Below are 20507 nucleotides of genomic sequence, written 5' to 3' on the forward strand. Positions count from 1 at the left end.
AGCCAGGATTTATACAATACCCTGCATCATCATAGCATCTGCAACTCTCTCGAATCCGGCGATGTTAGCGCCTGCTACGAGGTTCTCACCGAGGTCATACTTAGCGCAAGCTTCCTCTGTGATCTTGAAGATGTGAACCATGATGTTCTCGAGCTCATCGTATACCCTCTCCTTGTTCCAGATGAGGTGCTCAGCGTTCTGTGCCATCTCGAGGCAAGAGCAAGCAACTCCACCGGCGTTAGCAGCCTTGGAAGGAGCAACCACACAGCCGTTCTCCATGAGGTACTGAACAGCCTCGTTAGTTGTAGGCATGTTGGCACCTTCGATGAGATATCTGGCACCGTTAGCAACCATTTCCTTAGCCCAATCCATGGTGATATCGTTCTGCATAGCGCATGGCATGTACAGATCAGCCTTAACTTCCCAAGGTCTCTTGCCGGGGATAAACTTAGCGTTAGGGAACTTATCTACGTAAGGAGCGCAAATATTCTTGCCGGAGTTACGTAGCTCAAGAAGTGTTTCGATCTTCTCCGGAGTTGTGATACCTTCCTCGTCGAGGATGTATCCGTCCGGTCCGGAGATCGTAATTGGCTTAGCACCTAGCTCAACAAGCTTAGTGATCGTTCCCCAGGATACGTTACCGAATCCGGAAACAACAGCAGTCTTACCCTCGAGGGAATCACCAAAGTGCTTGAGGACCTCTCTAGCGAAGAATACGATACCGAAACCGGTAGCTTCGGTTCTTCCGTTTAGTCCGCCGTTCGTAGTTCCCTTACCGGTCCAAGTTCCATCGTACTGGTTAGTGATTCTCTTGAACTGACCCATCATATATCCGATCTCTCTGCCGCCTACACCCATGTCTCCGGCAGGAACGTCTGTGTTAGGTCCGATATGTCTGTAAAGCTCTGTTATAAAGCTCTGGCAGAATCTCATAACTTCTGCATCCGACTTGCCGGCAGGATCGAAGTCAGAGCCGCCCTTGCCGCCTCCGATTGGAAGACCTGTTAGAGAATTCTTGAAAATCTGCTCGAAGCCGAGGAATTTGAGGATTCCCGGATATACGTTAGCCTGGAATCTTAGACCACCCTTGTATGGTCCGAGAGCGCTGTTGAACTGCACTCTATAGCCTCTGTTAACCTGAACCTCGCCATTGTCATCAACCCAAGGAACTCTGAAGGAAATCATTCTTTCAGGCTCAATAAGTCTCTTAACCAGACCGGCCTTCTCATACTCAGGATGAGCTTCGAGAACCGGCTCGATAGATGTTAGAACCTCTTCTACAGTCTGAAGGAACTCAGGCTCGTTAGGATAGTTCTTCTTGGCAATGTCGATGTACTTCTGTGAAATATTAGCCATTTTAAACTCCTTACAAAAAATACAATTAAAAATGCATTAAATTTGATGCACAGGCATCATACAAATGAATTTTAGCACTCGTATATGAAGCTGTCAACGTGTATACAATATCTTGCAACGTAGTAATAACAAGGGCTTGAGAGAAGGCGTATCACAATTGACAAAAAAATTTGATTATTTTGCAAGAAATTAATTGACGCTGAATTTAAAATATTTAATATCACACAAAATTTTGCAGATTTGCTTGTGGTTTTTTGTGATTTTCCGATGTATAACAGTGCGCGTTATACATGATTAAGGTTAGTCAAACGTTGGGCGCTGTGATAGAATTAAACTCTAATATTTTTATTTTGTCATAGAAGAAAGTTGAGAAAAATGGATCTGAGCAGACTTAATAGAGAGCAACAGGAAGCGGTCAGATATACTGAAGGGCCGCTGCTTATACTGGCCGGTGCCGGCAGCGGTAAGACGACGATGATGACTCATCGCGTAGCCTATATGCTGGAGCAGGGAGTGCCGCCGTATAACATTCTGGCTGTCACGTTCACGAACAAGGCTGCAGGTGAAATGAAAGATAGAATAGAAGCGTTGACCGGAATAGTCCGTGGCATGTGGGTGATGACATTCCATGCTATGTGTCTGCGCATACTCAGGAATCACGGTGAAGTGATCGGATATAATAATGGGTTTTCGGTGTATGACGAATCGGACAAGAAAGCTTTGCTCAAGAGGATAGTAAAGGAACTCAAGATTGATGAAAAAATATATTCGATATCATATCTTGCGAGTGTAATCAGCTCGTGTAAGGAATCTGAGGAAGACCCGGAGACGTACGTCGAACAAAACCCCATGAATTTCAAGGCTGAGACTGTAGCAAAGGTGTATGAACAGTACATGTATGAGCTCAAACAAAATAACGCTATGGATTTTGACGACCTGTTGTGGAATGCTGTGAAGGTGCTCGAGGCTAGTGACGAGGTGCTCGAATATTATCAGAGAAGATTCCGGTATATAATGGTCGATGAATATCAGGATACCAACTATTTGCAGTATAAGATCATTCACGCGCTGGCGAGCAAAAGCCACAACCTCTGCGTGGTCGGAGACGACGACCAGTGCATATATCAGTGGCGAGGAGCGGATATTAGGAACATTCTGGATTTTGAGAACGACTTTCCGGAGACCAAGGTTATCAAGCTGGAGCAGAATTACAGATCGGATGCCAATATTCTGGAGCTCGCGAATTCCGTAATAGTCAATAATAAGAATCGCAAGGCCAAGGCCCTGTGGACAGATAAGGCTGCCGGCAGAAAGGTCACTTACAGACGACTTGAAGACGAGCAACGCGAGGCGTGGTATATCGGCGGCGAGATCCAGCGCTTACATGATGACGAAGGTATTCCGTTCAATAAAATGGCCATCCTGTATCGCAAGAATGCGCAGTCACGTCCTTTTGAAGAAAAGTTTTCATTTAGAGGTATCCCATACAGAGTGCTTGGAGGCACCAGATTCTACGATCGCAAGGAGATCAAAGATGTAATGGCGTACATGCACCTTGTCGACAATCCATGTGATGATGTGGCTATGACCAGGATCATCAATGAACCGAAGCGTGGAATCGGTGCAAAGAGCTTAGGGGGCATAGTCTCCTACGCGAAGGCGTACAGGATAAGTATATTTGAGGCACTCAAGGAACCGGAGGTGGTTGGAGCGCTGTCCGGGAAAGCTCAGACGGCAGCTGCCAATCTGGTTGATATGCTTGATGAATTGCGGGCAGAACAGGAAAACATGGAGCTGGCGGATGTATACGACAACCTGCTTAGACGTTCTGAATATCTCGCCGCGCTCGAGGCAGAGGACACCGTAGAAGCTGACGCACGCATAGAGAACATCCTTGAACTCCGTTCAGTAATCGTGGAATTTGAGAACAAAGCAGAGGGTGCAATTTTAACCGAACAGGAGGAAGAGTTCAAGGAGGAACGTGACAGACTTAGAGCCGAAGGCTTTGATGTAAAGGAGCCAACTCTTATGCAATCGTTCCTGGAGAGGATAGCGCTTCTGTCCGATATTGATAATCGCGATGACAATGAGGAAGCTGTAATCATGATGACGCTACACAGTTCCAAGGGCTTGGAATTTCCGGTCGTGTTCATGCCGGGTATGGAGAACGGTATATTTCCGGGCGCGGCAGCGATGGATGATCCCGGCAAGATGGAAGAGGAGCGCAGACTTTGCTACGTTGGAATTACCAGAGCTAAGCGCAAGCTGTATCTGACAAGTGCTGAGATGAGAATGCTGTACGGCAGGACGGACTACACCGTTGAATCGGAATTTATGCGGGAGATGAATGTGGATTTGCTGGAGGGCGATCCAACGGCGATCCAGAGAGCTGCTGCGGGTGGAGGCTTTCTGGGCGATGACGGCTTGTTTGGGACCAGGGAATTCAAAGGAAGATACGAGGGCAGCGCGGATGGCTACGATGCCGGCTTCACCAAGCCTTTTGATGCGCTGAAATTTGCCAGGAAGCAGGCATCCAAGGGTATCAGCAACGAGGGCTTTGAGGCAGGAGACAGGATTAGTCATCCTAAGTTCGGCGAAGGGCTCCTGATCGACCAGGATGCCAAGACGTTGACCATCGCCTTTGATTCTGTCGGGATCAAGAAGCTCGGCAAGGGTTTTGTCAAGCTTATCAAGGTCGAATAGCCTAGTTTGCTTGTTAGATAAACTATGGCATAGCATAAGCTGCAGCTTAGCACAAATTACGGTGCAAAATACAACTAAGGCAGCAGACAGGACTGGAAAAAGAGGAAAACATGAATCTTGAGAACAAGAAGAATCGAATAGATGAGCTGATAATCACGCTCAACAAGGCTTCGGCGGCTTACTACGACGAGGCAAGTGAGATTATGAGCAATTACGAATACGATGCGCTATATGATGAGCTCGAAGCGTTGGAGCGAGAGACCGGATACACGCCGAATGACAGTCCGACGAGGAATGTCGGCTACACAGTGCAGTCGGAGCTGCCTAAAGAGAGACATGCAAGCCGCATGCTCAGTCTGGACAAGACTAAGAGCCGTGATGAGCTGGCTGCGTGGCTGGGCGAGCACGAGGGCCTGCTCTCGTGGAAGCTTGATGGGCTGACGGTCGTGCTGACCTACGATGCAGGAAGGCTTACCAAGGCAGTAACACGCGGCAATGGCGACATAGGCGAGGTTATAACGCCTAACGCACTTGTGTTCGCAAATGTGCCTAAGCGGATAGCTTATACGGGACACGCGGTTATTCGCGGTGAGGCCGTTATCACCTACGAGGAATTTGAGAAAATCAACGAGGCTATAGATGACGCAGATGCCAAGTACAAGAATCCTAGAAACCTCTGCAGCGGCAGCGTGCGTCAGCTCAACAGCAAGATTACCGCGGAGCGCAATGTCAGGTTCTACGCTTTCACACTTAGTGAGGCTGCAGGTGTTGATTTTGCAGACCTCAGGTCCAATCAAATGGAGTGGATGAGCGCGCAGGGCTTTGACGTCGTCGAATACGTCAAGGTCGACCGGCACAGCATACCGGATGCTATCGAGAGATACGCCGAGAGGGTGCAGAGCTTCGAGCTGCCTTCTGACGGCCTTGTGCTAACGCTTGAGGATCTGCGATATGCAGCTACGCTTGGCACTACTGCAAAATTCCCTCGCGACTCGCTCGCTTTCAAATGGGCGGATCAGCAGGCGGAGACTGTTCTCCGAGACATCGAATGGAGCCCGTCGCGCACGGGACTTCTCAATCCGATAGCGATATTTGACCCGGTTGAGCTCGAAGGCACAACAGTTAAGCGCGCATCAGTGCACAACCTCAACATCATGGAGTCATTGGAATTAGGCATCGGAGATATAATCACCGTCTACAAGGCGAACATGATTATTCCTCAGATTGGTGACAACCTCACCAGGAGCAGCCATATAGAGCTGCCTTGCCACTGCCCGGTGTGCGGCGGCGATACAGAGGTTAAGGTCATGACCGGAACCAAGGTTCTTACATGTACCAATCCGGCTTGCCTGGCCAAGCAGGTCAAGAGATTTTCGCTATTCGTATCGAGAGATGCGCTCAATATAGAAGGCTTATCGGAGCAGACCTTGCTCAAGTTCATAGGACTGGGGTATATCAAATCGTTTGCAGATATATTTCGCCTTCATGAGCACAGAGATGAAATTGTGGAGCTCGACGGCTTTGGTGAAAAGTCATACGATAAGCTTGCCGCATCGATTGAAAAGGCTCGCCATACTGTACCGGCTAGGATTCTGGCGGCTGTCGGAATCCCCGGCATTGGCGTGGCAACTGCAACACAGGTCGCAAAGACTTACGAAAATAAATGGCGCAAGATTGCTGCCCTGACTTACGATGAGCTGATCACAATCGACGGTATCGGTGAAGTGTTGGCGAGAGATTATGAAGCTTTCTTTGCAGATGAACACAACAAGCAGGTTCTGTCCGATTTGATCGGAATGCTGGATATAGATGAGAGCTACGAAGCTGCCGGAAATGAACTGACCGGATCGATATTCGTAATAACAGGCAATCTGGAGCATTACAAGAGTCGCACCGAGCTCAAGAAAGAAATAGAAGCGCAAGGCGGCAAGGTTGGCAGCAGTGTCAGCAAGAACACGAGCTATCTGGTAACCAACAACCCCAATTCAGGGTCATCTAAAAACAAGTCTGCAGCGGAGCTGGGCGTCGAGATAATCACCGAGGACGAAATAAGGGCGATGCTCGGGTATTAGGGGGTTATCGTAAGGCTTATTTAGATATATAATGAGTAAGTTGCAATTATAATTTTTAGAAAGCAGAGGAGGGCCAATGGAAAATAACAATCTGATTGACCAGGAACAGGCTTTCGAAGAAAGCAGAGATAAAATCTTTGAACTGCTGGCAGAGAAGAAATATTTCCGCTGCAGAGATGAACTCCTCAAATTCAACGAAGTAGATATCGCCGAGCTGCTCGAGGATGTGATGGAAGAGTACGACATGCAGAATGCCGTCATCTTGTTCCGCACGCTACCGAAGGACATTTCTGTCGAGGTATTTGCAAACTTTGACGTTGACGACCAAGTTGAGATTATCAATATTATCACCGATCCCGAGATCAAGTACATCATCGATGCGCTGGATTTCGACGACATGATAGACGTGCTCGAGGAGCTGCCTGCCAATATCGTGGATAAGATTCTCGACAAGACACCAAAAAACGAACGCAGACAGATAAATACCTTCCTCATGTACAAGGAATATAGTGCCGGCTCGCTGATGACCCCGGATTATATCAATCTGCGCAAGAACATGACGAGACGTGAGGCACTCGACCACATACGCGATGTCGGAATGGATTCAGAGACGATTTATTCCTGCTATGTGCTGGATGGCGGACGCAAGCTCATAGGTGTCTGCTCACTCAGGAGCCTTGTGCTCGCTGACGAGAATACCAAGGTCTCAGACATCATGCGTGATGACATTATTTATGCTCATGTCGATGACGATCAGGAAGAGACGTCTGAGCTGTTCAAAAAATATGGCTTCATCGCTATTCCGGTAGTTGACAACGAGGAGCGACTCGTCGGTATCATCACGTTTGACGACATCCTGGATGTAATTGAAGACGAGAGCACAGAGGATATGGAACGTATGGGAGGTGTCATCGACAATCAGGATAGGGATTACCTCGATACCCCGGTATTGGTGCATGTCAAGGCGCGCTTGCCATGGTTGCTCGTTCTGATGTGTTCGTATGTATTTACAGGCGGAATGATAGCCAGCTTTGAGGCTTCTCTGTCAGCGGTAATCGCACTGGTAGCATACATGCCTATGCTGATGGGAACCGGAGGTAACTCAGGCACGCAGTCCTCGACCGTTATCATCACCGGTATGGCGACAGGTGCTCTGGAGCTGTCGGATATACTCAAGGTCCTGTGGAAGGAATTCCGCATAGGTATCATCGTCGGTATCTGCGTCAGCGTACTCAACTATTTCAGAATAGTATTGTTCGATCACAATGGCTCGCTGGTTGCACTGACAGTATGCTTCTCGATGGTGCTTATCGTAGTAATCGCAAAGTGCATTGGCGCGCTGCTCCCGATGATCGCCAAGAAGATCGGTATCGACCCTGCGCTCATCGCCGGGCCTATGATGGCTTCACTGACCGATATGGTTGCGCTGGGTACATACTTTACGATGGCTCGGATAGTGCTCAAGATATAGAATATTTTTACGATAATAACGGTAATATATGTAACAGGAATAAGGAAAATAAGTAGTATAGAGATAATATAAATATATTGGGAAATGCATGTTGACTATATTTCAAATATTTCAAAACCGATAATTAGTCAGGATATTTTGTTTTATATATCAACGTAATTGCTTAATTAGCTATATTAGCTACCAGAATTTAATTGCAGGAGGACATGGTGAATACTAACAACTATGCTGAGCTGGCCGAAAGGGCTCGCAGAATCAGAATCAACGCTCTCAAGGCAATTCATGCTGCAAAATCCGGACATCCGGGTGGATCGCTGTCGGCTGCCGACATTATCGCAACTCTGTATTTTGAGGTGCTCAATATTGATCCCCAGGAGCCTGATAAGGCAGATAGAGATAAATTCATAATCTCGAAAGGTCACGCTGTTCCGGCTCTCTACGCAGCTCTCGGAGAGAGAGGCTTCTACGATGTAGATGACATGATGACGCTGAGGCAGGTTGACAGCAGATTCCAAGGGCATCCCAACATGCACAAGGTGCCGGGTATCGAGATGTCTACCGGTTCTCTGGGTCAGGGCTTCTCGGCGGCGGTCGGTATGGCGATAGCCGGTAAGATCGATAATAACCCCGGCAGGGTATATGTCCTGGCTGGAGATGGAGAGCTTCAGGAGGGGATCGTGTGGGAGGCTGCTATGCAGGCTGCACACAGACATCTCGATAACCTGGTTGCAATCGTTGACCTCAATGGATTGCAGATTGACGGCAAGGTTAGCGATGTCAAGGAGGTCGGCCCGGTAGATGAGAAGTTCAAGAGCTTTGGCTGGAACGTAATAGTGGTTGATGGACACAGTTATGATGAGCTTATTAGAGCTTTTGCGGAGGCTAAGGAGTGTAAGACTGCTCCAACTGCTATCATCGCACATACACACAAGGGCAAAGGCGTATCGTTTATGGAAGATAATGCAGGATGGCACGGCAAGGCTCCCGGTGATGAGGAGCTGGCTACTGCAATTGAAGAGCTTGGAGGTGACAATTAATGGCAGATAAGATCGCAACTAGAGCTGCATACGGAGAATTCCTGGTAGAGAAAGGCGCTGTACGCAGGGATCTTGTCGTAATGGATGCTGACCTGTCAGGTTCGACCAAGACAAAGGGCTTCGCGCAGGCTTACCCGGAGAGATTTATTAACTGCGGAATTGCAGAGCAGGACCTCATGGCGGAGGCGGCGGGCATCGCGCTGTCCGGACATGTGGTGTGTGCCAGCACATTTGCAATGTTCGCTACGGGCAGAGCATACGAAATTATCAGAAATTCTATAGGATATACTCATGCAAATGTAAAGGTGTGCGCTACTCATGCCGGGATCACGGTCGGCGAGGACGGTGCCAGCCATCAGACCTTTGAAGACATCGCTCTTATGAGAGAGATTCCGGGTATGACTGTTGTAAATCCGGCTGACGCTGTAAGCGCCAGGAAGCTGCTCGACGAGGTTGTTGATACTGACGGCCCTGCTTATGTAAGGTTGGGCAGATCCGGGGTGCCGGTGATTTATGGAGATGATGCAGACATCAAGGTTGGAAAGGCTAACACTGTGCGCGAGGGTACAGATGTGACAATCATTGCTACAGGCATCATGGTAGCAGATGCTCTTGAAGCAGCTGATGAACTGGCTGCAAAGGGAGTTTCAGCTCGCGTAATAGATATGCACACCATCAAACCGATAGATAGCGATGCTATCATCAAGGCTGCTGCCGATACCGGCAAAATCGTAACAGCAGAGGAACACTCTGTAATCGGCGGACTGGGCAGCGCAGTTGCTGAGGTTCTGGTGCAAAATGAGCCGGTGAAGGTAGCGATGGTCGGACAGAAGGATACTTTCGGAGAGTCGGGCAAGCCGGATGAGCTGAGAGCAAAGTACGGCCTGACAAAGGCAGATATCATTAATGCAGTGACAAACACTCTTGAGTAAGAGAACGTCACTTGTGACGCTGTATTTACAAGGAATTGAGAAATATGAGCCGTGCTTACGTGATGAAATCTTCACATGTGCACGGTTTATTTATAAACTGAATCTATATGCAACTATAAATTTTGGTTATTATAGGTAAATATTTGCCGAAAAAATATTTAAATACAACAATATTAATTTACATTGTGATGAATAAGTGATACAATGTGTACTGTTAAAAACGAATTTGAATCCGATGTGTTCAGGTTCGGGCGCAAATGGCGGACTGCGGTATACGCAATGTATAAGCTAGTTGCTTGCAATTATCATTTTATTACTTTAGGAGGTTTTTTAAAATGGAAACTACATCAAGAAAACTCCCTTTTGGCTTTTATGTTTGCGCACTTTCGTTTACATTCGAGAGACTTGCATACTATACGGCTAAATACGGGATGGCTATCTTCCCCGTACTGGCAGTGGCAAAGGGTGGATTAGGCTTGACTCATGCTGAAGGAGCTCTCCTATCATCATGGTTCGTAGCATTCACTTATATCACTCCAGTTATCGGAGGTATTGTTGCTGATAGATGGATTAGTCCAAGGATTCTTGTGCCGGTGGGTGAAATACTTATGGGATTAGGATACCTTGTAGCATGGCAGGCTACCGGTAAAGGTTCATTGCTTCTTTGTATTCTGCTTGTAGCTATCGGTACAGGATTCTTCAAGGGTAATGTTTCTGGTATCAACGGACGTCAGTTTACAGATGAGCAGATGCTTAATAAGGTATTTTCACTACAGTATTCATTTGTTAATATCGGCTCTTTCTTAGGTACTACATTCCTTGTACTTGTGGGAACCACATATGGTTATAGAGCAATGTTTCTTGTTTGCGGATTGTTCTTATTCCTTGACACTGCATGGTGGTTATTTGGAGTGAGATTCCTTCTTAATGATGCTGGAAAGAAACCATTCCTCAATAACAGTGCGGTAGTGGATACGGCAGAAAAAGCCGTTGAGAAGAGTCCGCTAACAAGGTCAGAGAAGAAAAGAGTTACAGCAATTTTAATAGTAACTATTTTTTCAGGAATTTTCTGGTTGTTCTGGTACATGGTTTATATGCCTGTGTATTACAATTTCGGTCCTGTTGAACAGGGCGGAAAAGGTTGGGCAAACTGGGCAATAGGCAACTGGACAATGCCTACATCTTGGTTTGACTCTGCAAATGGTCTGTTCTGCATCATCCTTTGTCCTGTATTCGCTGCAATTTGGGAGAGAATGTCAAGACGAGCAAAGGGAGATTGGAGTATGTGGAGAAAAACAGCGATCGGAATTCTTCTACTTGGTATCTGCATTGTATCAATGGTATTTGCAGCTATAATGGCTAAAGAAGGTAAGGGAACACCAGCAGGTATTTGGATTATTGTTCTAACTTCTCTTCTTATGACAGTTGGTGAAGTAGTATTTTCTCCACTTGGAAATGCTTTTATTTCGGAGTATTCTCCTAAACAACTACTTGGAACTCTTCTGGGAGTATGGCCGGTTGTAATCTTCTTTGCAGGTCTTGGATATGGACCTCTATATAACTTCTTAGCTAAGTACTCATTTATTAAAGCATATGGGGCTGTTGCTATAATAATTATTGCTTGCGGATTAGTAATGCTTGCAGTTGATAAGAAGTTCATGAACCTTGTTAAGGGAGATAATTAGTACCTTATCTTATTTGTAAACTGTTATATAACGATTGTGAAATAGAGGACAACTGTGTTGGTAAAACCCGCTGTAGCTGTTGGAATTTTAACGGCTACAGCGGATTTATCTTTTTTGAAAGAAGATAGAGGATGGACAAAAGCGTAGTCGCAGTTACAAAATACTTTCAGAGAGATAAACGTACTTCATCTATATCAACTGAGGGTTATGTTGCAGTCTTGAGAGAGCTACACAAGGCACCTGAGTCTTATAGTTATTTGAATTAGCCACCAATTTCTTTATTCTATAAACCTAGAAAAGAACTAGTAATACACTTGACTTATGATATAAAAATGATATCATGATGTTGCAAGATGGAATGACTTAACGTATACTTGGCTGATTTTTGTCAGGAGGTGTTGGCATGGATACTAAGAAGAGAATTGCATATTTATTGGTAGTGGGAATCGTGTTGATCTTTGTCAGGAATCGACTAGGATCATATATGCCACAGTTTGCTTCGCTTGGTATTGCAATAATACTTACCATAGTGTCTATTGGACTGTTGATAGTGGAAAAGAGACTTGACCTACCTTTTTTTTATGGATATGCTCGCCACTGGGATGGTGGATACTTAATCAACAGTGCATTCCTGTTGGGGTTGGCGACATTTTTCTATGCAGTGACAATGACATATGGTGTGATTGCTTTAGTGCTTGAGACAGCGATATACCTGCTGCTGTGTGAGGTAATTAAGACCCACGTGACAGATTCGGCTAAACAGTGACAGTAAAACGGACTTTGTTTCGGATTTGAATTGGTAAGTCTAAATCGATAAGTATAAGATGATAATATGATCAAGGCATAAGGGTGCTGCTACTGCGGGCGGCATCCTTATGCCTTATCTGTTTAAGAATTGATGAAAATATCTGCATAAATATACTATTAAGCTAAAATAAATACAGAATAACTATTGAACTGATGACAGATAAGTGATACCATAAATCCACTGTTAGATAAGTATAGGAGTAAGGAAATTGAAATGGGAGCTTATTTAAAAGGTTTTCTGGTTGCTTGTCAGGGAATTCCGGCAACGGTGTTTGTAAGTGTATTATCTGTCATAATCGGTTCGGCAGCAGGTTTGCTGCTGGCGCTGATGCGGACATCCAAGAGCAAGGTGCTCAACTGGATTTCCAAGGTATATGTTGATATAGTGAGAGGCACACCTATGGTTGTGCAGGCGTTAATATTTGCGTACGGCATACCTCAGTTTATGCAGGCGCACGTGTTATACTTCAAGTGGGCCAATCTGATTATCCCGGCCATCATCGTTTGCGGACTCAACAGTGCGGCGTATATGTCTGAGGTTATCAGGAGTGGAATTCAGGCAGTTGATAAAGGGCAGATGGAGGCGGCAAGATCGCTCGGCATGAGCAAGTCGATGGCTATGAAGCTTATCATCATTCCTCAGGCTATCAAGATTATCCTGCCTGCAGTCGGCAACGAGTTCGTAACGCTTATCAAGGAGACCTCAGTACTCAGCTTCGTCGGAGTAGTTGAGATCCTGCGTAAGGGAACTCTTCTCAATGCCGCTACTTATCAAGCGTTCCCGGCATACATAGGTGTTGCTCTTGCATATATGCTCCTGACGATCCCGCTGTCCAAGCTTATAGGTGTGATGGAGAACAGGAGCAAGAATCCAAGGCAGGCAGTGGAGCTGATAGACGAAGAACCGGCGCTCGAAGGGGAGGCAGCGTAATGATAGAGATTAAGAATTTACACAAGTCATACGGGAGTAATGAGGTTCTCAAGGGCATTGACCAGACCGTTAGCGAGGCGGAGGTGCTCTGCATCGTCGGCCCGTCCGGTTCCGGCAAATCCACCATGCTCAGATGCATCAACCTGTTAGAGGTTCCGACATCCGGAGAGGTGTTCATAGATGGAGAGCTCGTTACTCAGCAGAATATCAACGAGATTAGAACCAAGATGGGAATGGTATTCCAGAATTTCAACCTGTTCCCTCATATGACGGTTCTGGATAACATCACCTGTGCTCCGATTAACGTCAAGGGTGTGAGCAAAGCGGATGCAGAAGCTAAGGCTATAGAACTCTTGACAAGGGTAGGCCTTGCGAATAAAGCAAATGCATACCCACGCTCCTTATCCGGCGGACAGCAGCAGCGTGTCGCTATTGCGAGAGCTTTGGCTATGGATCCCGAAATCATGCTTTTTGATGAACCTACATCGGCATTAGACCCTGAGATGGTCGGAGAAGTGCTTGACGTAATGAAAAATTTGGCCAAGGAAGGTCTGGCGATGATTGTCGTCACTCACGAGATGGGCTTCGCCAAAGAGGTTGCCGATAAGGTAATCTTTATGGATGGCGGAGTGATTGTGGAACAGGGTACACCTGAGGAAGTACTTGTAAATCCTGCAGAGGAGAGAACCAAGAACTTCTTATCAAAGGTGCTAAGTTAATCGGCAAGAGCCGATCCGGCTTTGAGAATTTTGCAGATGAATAAGATGAAATATAAGCTGTGCTTCATATTTCATATAAAGTGTGCGTTTATTGCTTATATTATAGATGATATTTTTAGAAATATTGCAGATATATTGTAGCTGAGAAACTTCACGCAACTACATTTTGCGCCATTTAGCGGTTATGTGAAGCTTGTAGCCCCAAATAGTGATTATTTAGCACGGTATAAGGATTCTATGCCGTGCTTTTGTAATGCTTTCAGTTTATTTTTAAGTACTTCTGGTGTATAATGTTACAATATGTTGGTGGGTCTAGGAGGTCATATGATCGAATTTAGAAATGTAACTAAAAATTACGGCTCGAATGTCGGACTGGAGAATGCAACTGTCCGCATCGAGAAGGGCGATTTCGTGTTCCTTGTAGGACCGAGCGGCGCAGGCAAGACTACATTCGTCAGACTGATACTTAATGAGATAAGCGCAGACAGCGGCTCCATAGCTGTCGCCGGCAAAGATATAACGAGACTCTCCAGGAGAGAGGTGCCGGAGTTGAGACAGAAGATAGGTATGGTATTCCAGGACTTCAGATTGCTTGAGAAGAAGACGGTATATGAGAATGTTGCCTTCGCGATGGAGGTAGTTCATGCCAGGCGCAAGGATATCAGGAAGCAGGTTCCTTATGCGCTTGATCTCGTAGGCATTCTCGACAAGAGGAATAGATATCCCAATGAGCTGAGTGCAGGTGAGCAGCAGCGTGTCGGCATTGCGCGAGCTATCGTCAATAATCCGCGTGTACTTATCGCCGATGAACCTACCGGTAACCTCGATCCGGTTACGGCTATGGAGATTATGGGAATTCTGGATAAAATCAATCTCCGCGGCACTACAATTCTCATGGTTACACATGCCAAGGATATCGTTGACCAGATGAACAAGCGCGTTGTGGCTATTGAGGATGGACATATTGTCCGTGATGAGCATGGTCAGTATGGCTTCTATAACGACGAAGAATTTTACGACTACGACGAGGGGGTGGATCCATATGTTTTCTAGAGCGGGATACACACTCAAGCAGTCGATATCGCAGATAGGCCGTAACAAGGGTATGAACATTACAGCGGTTCTGGCTATTTCAGCTATGATGCTGATTCTGGGACTGTTCTTTGTAGCCTTTGTAAATGTAGACCTCTTTGCAAATGTCATCAAGCAGGACTACAATATCGTCGAGGTTTTCCTCAGCGATGACAATACAGATGCCGTCAACAGTGGCATTGAGAATCAGCTCAAGGCTATCAACGGCGTAGACAAAGTGGAATATCGCTCCAAGGCTGATGCAATCAAGGTCATGAAGAAAAGATGGGGAGACAATGGCTATCTGCTCGATAGTTTGACGGATAATCCGCTTCCAAATTCGTATCTGATATATGTCAAGGACAAGGGGGTTGCGGATAAGCTGTCCAAGACCGCGACATCGATCAAGGGAGTAGAGGATGTTAAGTATTATCAGGACACGGTGGAGAAGCTGCAGAGGATTACAAACTTCATCCAGACTGCTTCCATCATTACGATGCTGTTCCTGATTATCGTATCGGTTGTCATCGTGGCGAACACGATTAAGCTGACGGTATTTAACCGCTCCAAGGAGATTAGTATCATGAAATACCTCGGAGCTACGGACTGGTTCGTCAGAGGACCGTTCCTCATCGAGGGAATCATCCTCGGGTTCATATCGGCGGCGATATCCACGATACTTATGTATGTTATTTATTCGAGACTTATAGGGGTTGTCGGACCGGACATCATGAGGATGCTGTCAGTTCCGGTTGTTCCGACAGGATATCTGATTCCTAACGTAATGCTGATATTCATCGCACTGGGAGTTGGAGTAGGTACCTGTGGAAGTATTATCTCGATAAGAAGGTTCCTAGATAGATAAGGAGGATGCGCATGGCTAAGGTTAGTAAATCAAAGTATGTGGTAGTTCTGCTGCTCGTCTTGTCAATGGTAGTGACGACATTTGTGATGGCGACTGATTCGTACGCCACAACAGCTGCACAGAAGAAAAAGGAAGCTGCGGCAGCGGGTGAAAAGGCGGCTGATTTCAACGCAAAGGTTGGTGAAGCAACCAAGAAGGTGCAAGAACTGGAATCGAACATCAATTCTGCACAGGCTAATATTAACGCTACACAGTCCAAGCTGGAGGCCAAGAAGGCTGAGGTAAGCAGGCAGACTGAGGCTCTAAATTCGAGGCTCAGAGCTATGTACAAGACAGGTACAGCCGGGTTTATCAATATAATTCTCAGCTCAGACAATGTGAGCGAACTGATTACCAATGTCAGCATGGTGCAGAGAGTGCTATCTAATGACAAGAAGCTGCTCGGCTCACTTCAGAATGATTACAACGAGATTGATGCCCTCAAAAAGCAGCAGGTAGAGCAGGAGAAGGTCCTCAAGGATAACAAGAAGCAGGTTGAAGAGCTTCGCGATAAGTACAAGGGGCTGGCTGATGAGTACGCCAAGCAGCAGGATCAGCTCAATGCCGAGGGCGATAAGCTCGCTGCAGAGGCAATGGCAGCACAGGCAGCAGCTGAGGAGAAGCTCAGACAGCAGCAGGCGTCACAGCCTCAGTCACAGCCACAGAGCAAGCCATCCGGTGGCGGATCGAGTACCCCGGCTCGCCCAAGCACACCGGCCGCATCGTCGGGCGGCTACCAGTGGCCGGTTAGCGGTGGAACAATCACGTCACCGTTCGGATGGAGGGTTCACCCGATCTTCCATACCAAGAAGTATCACGACGGTGTAGACGTGTCAGGTCTTCCAACAGGTACGCCAATCAGATCGATTGCAAACGGTTATGTTACCAAGGCGTCGTACTACGGTGGATACGGAAACTGCGTAATGATTTCTATTGGAAACGGATATACGACTCTGTACGGACATATGAGCAGATTTGCGGTATCCAACGGTCAGTATGTAACTAAGGGACAGGTTGTCGGATATATTGGCAGCACAGGATGGTCGACAGGTCCTCACCTGCACTTCAGCCTGATCAAGAACGGAAGATACATTAACCCGATGAGTATATTCTAGAGTATGAACACAGATTTTTTTAAGAACACTCCGGTGCTGTACGAGTTATTAAGAATAAGAGGGATTGAAGGCGACGAGGAACTCAAGGAGTTCCTCTCCCCCAGTCCTAAGCTCGCATATGATCCATTCCTGCTAGCAAATATGCATGCGGGGGTGGATTTATTATTAGATGCGATATACAGCGGCTGCAAGATTGTAATCTACGGAGATTATGACTGCGATGGAGTCACTTCGACGGCACTTCTGATGAAGGTTATCGGGTCGCTCACCGACAACGTGACATATTACATCCCATCCAGACTGGATGAGGGGTATGGTCTTAACAAGACGGCAATAGACCGTATATATCAGGAAGAGGGTGAAGTGATAGTAACAGTGGACTGCGGTTCTGTTTCAGCCGAGGAGGTTTCTTATGCAAACAGCCTTGGCATAGAGACGATAGTAACCGATCACCACACGGTGAAGGATGTAGTTGCACCGGGGATAGTTATCAACCCCAAGAACCCGGGCGACACGTATCCATTCAAAGGCTTGGCCGGAGTAGGCGTTGCCTACAAGCTGGCACTTGCTCTCAGCCGCAGCTGCGATATACCCAGAAGCCTCATAACAGAAGTGCTTGAGCTGGTTGCAGTCGGAACTATCGCTGATATCATGCCTCTTGTAGATGAGAACAGGTCGCTTGTAAAATATGGACTCAGGCTGATGAGACTGGGCTTTAAGAACAAGGGCTTGCGCAGACTGACCGAGATGGCAGGGGTGGATTACAGCACTATGGATTCGACCAATGTTGCGTTCGCGATCGTGCCGAGGATTAATGCTGCAGGCAGGCTGGGAGACGCTTCTCTGGGAGTCGAGATGCTCCTATCGGATGACGATGATGATATAGAACGTCTGTGCACCAAGCTGATGGAGAATAATAAGAGGCGGCGTGAGCTGCAGCGGGAGGCGTATGAAAATTGCATCGGCACAGCGGAGCGCGAGCTGGAGCGCGGGGATTTCATCATGATTGAGGCTGAGAGTGCTCATGAGGGTATCCTCGGTATAGTGGCAGGGAATCTCAAGGAGAGATTTAACAGGCCGGTGGTCATCGTTTCTCCGAGCGATGGTCAGCTCAAGGGGACCGGCAGGTCGATAGACGTGATAGATCTGTACGCTCTGTTAAATAAGCACGCAGACTGCTTCGTTAAATTTGGCGGACACAGGACTGCATGCGGATTTACTATGAAGCCGGAAGTGCTCGAACACCTACGGATAACGCTCAATGAGGATGTGGCGGAGCTGCTTGCGGATAATGATGAGTTGTTTGACAGAAAAGTGGACACGGATATGGATATAGCTGTCCCGGATATAAGTCTTGACCTGGCAAAGGGGATAGAGCTGTTTGCGCCTTTTGGCGAAGGGAACCCGGAGCCTGTGTTTAAGCTCGACAGAGCGCAGGTTGTTGACTGGAGGTTCCTGTCAGACAACAAGCATGCCAGATTCTCGGTCATGCAGCGAGGCAGCGCGGTTCAGTGCATCCTGTTCAACAAGGCGATGGACGTGTACGGTTTGGTGACTGCAAATAGACCGCTGGATATATACGGCGTGATAGACGTCAATAGATGGAAGGATAGGGAGAATGTTCAAGTCAGGGTCATCAGCATTGAGGAAGCGTAGATTATATGTGGTGTCGTTTGCCGCAGGCTTTGGCACTGCGCTCGTTTGCGTTGCCTTTATTATGCATGTCATCCTTGGGGGAAGGCTGATATCACAGCACAAGCTTGACCGTTATGTCGCAGTGGATGATGAATTTGGACAGTACTATGATATGGAGAGGCTGATAAGCAGCAAATCGTACTATAAACGCAATAGCGAGGGTACCGGCAAGCTTATCGCCGGAGGCATCCTCAAGACGGTAGACGATAAATACGCAGAGTACATGACCGGCAAGGAATACGACGCTTTTGAGCGCAGGTATCTGAGCTCGTATTCCGGCGTGGGAGTTGCACTCAAGATGGATGAGAACAACAGGATAGTGGTAAGCAGGGTTCTGGCGGGAAGCGATGCTGAGCGTTCCGGTATCACCTCAGGAGATATTCTGCTCAAGATAGATAGTAAAAACGTCAAAAGCCTCGAAGATGCAGGCAACCTGATGAATGACGCCGCCGGTAGCGAGATTGAATTCACAATCTCGCGCAGCGGAGTAGTCAAGGAATACAAGCTCAACAGATCCAAGGTAGAAGACGATGGTATAACCTATGATGTTAAGGATTCAGCTGCCCATATCGGTTATGTGAGGATCAGTACTTTTCGGAAAGGCACAGCTAAGGCATTCAGATCGGCAGTCAGCGATCTCAAGGCTAAAGGCTGTGACAAGGTGGTAATCGACCTGCGCGGTAACACGGGCGGAGTAGTAGAGGAAGCGTTTGACACAGCGGATGAGGTGCTGGGAAAGGCGAAGCTTGGCAGAATTATTTCCAAGAGTAAGACTAAGACATATAGCTCCGATTCCAAGTCACAGAGCGTAAATGTGGTAGTGCTCGTTGACGGCGATACGGCAAGCGCTGCGGAGATATTTGCAGCAGCTGTGAAGGCGAACGAGGTGAAAATTGTCGGGAGCAGAACATACGGCAAAGGCGTAATTCAGACTGTGTTTAAGCTCAAGGGCGGAGCGGTTGTCAAGTTGACTACCGCAGAATACGTTGATCCGGATGGCAAGAAAATCAACAATAAAGGCATAGAGCCCGATATAAAAGCAGATTCAGGAGAACAGGCAGAGGGAGAAGCAATCCGGATTCTCACGGGTAAGCAGTAACGCAATTGTCAGGCTGCAAATCAGCTGTGTATATAAATTTGTGCATATAAATTATTGAAGCCATGAGCGACATAAAAGGTATATCTTGTAACGCGGAGGTTCCGATTATGTATTTATTCTACACAAATGAATACCGGAGGGGCAGGAAGCATAGCCGTGAGCTGCTCGCCAAGAGCATCACAATGCTGAATGAACAGCTCGCAAATGCTGAATCAACCGCTGACAGCAGCTCACCGGAGGATAACTCCGAGATCTGTCTGAGCAAGGAGCTTTACTGCATGTCGCAGGAGGAGCTCCTCATATATATCGAGAAGAATATCGAGGAAAATCAGAACGGAAAACCTTGTATCGCAGGTGTTCCGGATTACTCCATATCACATAGTGAAAATACTTGGGCAATAGCTTTTGCAGATGTCCCATGTGGACTCGATATACAGTATAATAGAGCTGTTAAGCTCATGCGCATAGCGGAGAGATTTTATGCCGAGGAAGAGCTGTTATATGTCAAGAGGCTCAATGCGCGAAAGGAAGATGAGTTTTTTCGCATCTGGGCGAGACACGAGGCTGTGATAAAGGCAGCCGGGGGCACCGTGTTTGACGAGGTTTCAAGCACACTTAACGATGAAGTGGTTTACTGCGGATGTATATGGCGTCTGTATGATGTTGATTTCGGGTGCAGAGGTAACGAGCCTGTGCCGAAGGCAGCAGTGGCTGTGAGGGGAGATTCAGCGCTTCGAAATGTTAATGACGTAAATCTTATCAGGCTGTAGTGTGAGAGAAATATTCGTGAGATAAGAGCTGCCAGTCTATAGCGCGAGTGAAATGTCAGGATATAAGAGCTGTCAGGCTGCAGTGTGGCGGTATACGAAAATTACGCACTTGATATATAAATCTAATTTTTAATCGCAAT

Annotated in this window: 16 protein-coding genes; 15 read left to right on the forward strand and 1 reads right to left on the reverse strand. The window is 47.0% G+C overall.

All coding sequences use genetic code 11. The features are described from left to right. Positions 1-9: 9 nt before the first annotated feature. A complete protein-coding gene (gdhA, locus tag HMPREF0581_RS03890; RefSeq protein WP_009643784.1) occupies positions 10-1356 on the reverse strand; it encodes an NADP-specific glutamate dehydrogenase in 1347 nt (448 codons plus the stop codon). Between the two features lie 375 nt (positions 1357-1731). Between gdhA and HMPREF0581_RS03895 the strand changes: the two genes are divergently transcribed. The 15 genes from HMPREF0581_RS03895 (at position 1732) to HMPREF0581_RS03965 (ending at position 20367) form a co-directional block, all read left to right on the forward strand. After that, entirely contained in the window at positions 1732-4059 is a 2328-nt protein-coding gene (locus tag HMPREF0581_RS03895; RefSeq protein WP_036380603.1) for an ATP-dependent helicase, read from the forward strand. Positions 4060-4169: 110 nt separating this feature from the next. Next, a complete protein-coding gene (gene ligA, locus HMPREF0581_RS03900; RefSeq protein ID WP_036380605.1) occupies positions 4170-6131 on the forward strand; it encodes an NAD-dependent DNA ligase LigA in 1962 nt (653 codons plus the stop codon). 76 nt (positions 6132-6207) lie between these two features. Then, complete coding sequence (gene mgtE, locus HMPREF0581_RS03905) at positions 6208-7602, forward strand: magnesium transporter (RefSeq protein WP_009643821.1); 1395 nt, start codon at positions 6208-6210, stop codon at positions 7600-7602. A gap of 206 nt (positions 7603-7808) precedes the next feature. Further along, a complete protein-coding gene (locus HMPREF0581_RS03910) occupies positions 7809-8639 on the forward strand; it encodes a transketolase (RefSeq protein ID WP_036380607.1) in 831 nt (276 codons plus the stop codon). Then, positions 8639-9571 carry a transketolase family protein gene (locus HMPREF0581_RS03915; RefSeq protein WP_009643826.1) on the forward strand — a complete coding sequence of 311 codons (933 nt, stop codon included), beginning with the start codon at positions 8639-8641 and terminating at the stop codon, positions 9569-9571. Before HMPREF0581_RS03910 ends, HMPREF0581_RS03915 begins: the two co-directional genes overlap by 1 nt. A 335-nt stretch (positions 9572-9906) precedes the next feature. Further along, complete coding sequence (locus HMPREF0581_RS03920; RefSeq protein ID WP_009643856.1) at positions 9907-11256, forward strand: peptide MFS transporter; 1350 nt, start codon at positions 9907-9909, stop codon at positions 11254-11256. Between the two features lie 403 nt (positions 11257-11659). Continuing rightward, positions 11660-12022, forward strand: coding sequence for a hypothetical protein (locus HMPREF0581_RS03925; RefSeq protein ID WP_036380610.1), 363 nt, complete (start codon positions 11660-11662; stop codon positions 12020-12022). 255 nt (positions 12023-12277) lie between these two features. Beyond that, the gene (locus HMPREF0581_RS03930) at positions 12278-12994 is read left to right on the forward strand and encodes an amino acid ABC transporter permease (RefSeq protein ID WP_036380612.1); all 717 of its coding nucleotides are present in this window, start codon (positions 12278-12280) and stop codon (positions 12992-12994) included. Next, positions 12994-13713 carry an amino acid ABC transporter ATP-binding protein gene (locus HMPREF0581_RS03935; protein ID WP_009643795.1) on the forward strand — a complete coding sequence of 240 codons (720 nt, stop codon included), beginning with the start codon at positions 12994-12996 and terminating at the stop codon, positions 13711-13713. The genes HMPREF0581_RS03930 and HMPREF0581_RS03935 overlap by 1 nt, the downstream gene beginning before the upstream one ends. Positions 13714-14037: 324 nt before the next feature. Beyond that, positions 14038-14766, forward strand: coding sequence for a cell division ATP-binding protein FtsE (ftsE, locus tag HMPREF0581_RS03940; RefSeq protein ID WP_009643813.1), 729 nt, complete (start codon positions 14038-14040; stop codon positions 14764-14766). Further along, positions 14756-15649 (forward strand): permease-like cell division protein FtsX, encoded by an 894-nt coding sequence (ftsX, locus tag HMPREF0581_RS03945; protein ID WP_009643782.1) that lies wholly within the window; start codon positions 14756-14758, stop codon positions 15647-15649. Before ftsE ends, ftsX begins: the two co-directional genes overlap by 11 nt. Positions 15650-15660: 11 nt before the next feature. Beyond that, positions 15661-16803, forward strand: a complete 1143-nt coding sequence (locus HMPREF0581_RS08280; protein ID WP_051426923.1) for a murein hydrolase activator EnvC family protein — start codon at positions 15661-15663, stop codon at positions 16801-16803. A 3-nt stretch (positions 16804-16806) separates the two neighbouring features. Beyond that, positions 16807-18459 carry a single-stranded-DNA-specific exonuclease RecJ gene (gene recJ / locus HMPREF0581_RS03955; protein ID WP_036380614.1) on the forward strand — a complete coding sequence of 551 codons (1653 nt, stop codon included), beginning with the start codon at positions 16807-16809 and terminating at the stop codon, positions 18457-18459. Continuing rightward, positions 18422-19597, forward strand: a complete 1176-nt coding sequence (locus HMPREF0581_RS03960) for a S41 family peptidase (RefSeq protein ID WP_083844316.1) — start codon at positions 18422-18424, stop codon at positions 19595-19597. Before recJ ends, HMPREF0581_RS03960 begins: the two co-directional genes overlap by 38 nt. A 107-nt stretch (positions 19598-19704) precedes the next feature. After that, positions 19705-20367: a 4'-phosphopantetheinyl transferase family protein gene (locus HMPREF0581_RS03965; RefSeq protein WP_036380616.1), complete on the forward strand. Its 663-nt coding sequence runs from the start codon at positions 19705-19707 to the stop codon at positions 20365-20367. Positions 20368-20507 lie beyond the last annotated feature (140 nt).

The organism is Mogibacterium timidum ATCC 33093, assembly GCF_000525775.1.
GTDB classification, from domain to species: domain Bacteria; phylum Bacillota; class Clostridia; order Peptostreptococcales; family Anaerovoracaceae; genus Mogibacterium; species Mogibacterium timidum.

What these genes read in the sequence shown, in the direction of transcription:
- HMPREF0581_RS03960 (WP_083844316.1), top strand. Translation starts at nt 18,422, where the DNA reads ATGTTCAAGTCAGGGTCATCAGCATTGAGGAAGCGTAGATTATATGTG.
- HMPREF0581_RS03925 (WP_036380610.1), top strand. Translation starts at nt 11,660, where the DNA reads ATGGATACTAAGAAGAGAATTGCATATTTATTGGTAGTGGGAATCGTG.
- ftsE (WP_009643813.1), top strand. Translation starts at nt 14,038, where the DNA reads ATGATCGAATTTAGAAATGTAACTAAAAATTACGGCTCGAATGTCGGA.
- HMPREF0581_RS03935 (WP_009643795.1), top strand. Translation starts at nt 12,994, where the DNA reads ATGATAGAGATTAAGAATTTACACAAGTCATACGGGAGTAATGAGGTT.
- ligA (WP_036380605.1), top strand. Translation starts at nt 4,170, where the DNA reads ATGAATCTTGAGAACAAGAAGAATCGAATAGATGAGCTGATAATCACG.
- recJ (WP_036380614.1), top strand. Translation starts at nt 16,807, where the DNA reads ATGAACACAGATTTTTTTAAGAACACTCCGGTGCTGTACGAGTTATTA.
- HMPREF0581_RS03895 (WP_036380603.1), top strand. Translation starts at nt 1,732, where the DNA reads ATGGATCTGAGCAGACTTAATAGAGAGCAACAGGAAGCGGTCAGATAT.
- HMPREF0581_RS08280 (WP_051426923.1), top strand. Translation starts at nt 15,661, where the DNA reads ATGGCTAAGGTTAGTAAATCAAAGTATGTGGTAGTTCTGCTGCTCGTC.
- HMPREF0581_RS03965 (WP_036380616.1), top strand. Translation starts at nt 19,705, where the DNA reads ATGTATTTATTCTACACAAATGAATACCGGAGGGGCAGGAAGCATAGC.
- mgtE (WP_009643821.1), top strand. Translation starts at nt 6,208, where the DNA reads ATGGAAAATAACAATCTGATTGACCAGGAACAGGCTTTCGAAGAAAGC.
- HMPREF0581_RS03910 (WP_036380607.1), top strand. Translation starts at nt 7,809, where the DNA reads ATGGTGAATACTAACAACTATGCTGAGCTGGCCGAAAGGGCTCGCAGA.
- HMPREF0581_RS03930 (WP_036380612.1), top strand. Translation starts at nt 12,278, where the DNA reads ATGGGAGCTTATTTAAAAGGTTTTCTGGTTGCTTGTCAGGGAATTCCG.
- HMPREF0581_RS03915 (WP_009643826.1), top strand. Translation starts at nt 8,639, where the DNA reads ATGGCAGATAAGATCGCAACTAGAGCTGCATACGGAGAATTCCTGGTA.
- ftsX (WP_009643782.1), top strand. Translation starts at nt 14,756, where the DNA reads ATGTTTTCTAGAGCGGGATACACACTCAAGCAGTCGATATCGCAGATA.
- HMPREF0581_RS03920 (WP_009643856.1), top strand. Translation starts at nt 9,907, where the DNA reads ATGGAAACTACATCAAGAAAACTCCCTTTTGGCTTTTATGTTTGCGCA.
- gdhA (WP_009643784.1), bottom strand. Translation starts at nt 1,356, where the DNA reads ATGGCTAATATTTCACAGAAGTACATCGACATTGCCAAGAAGAACTAT.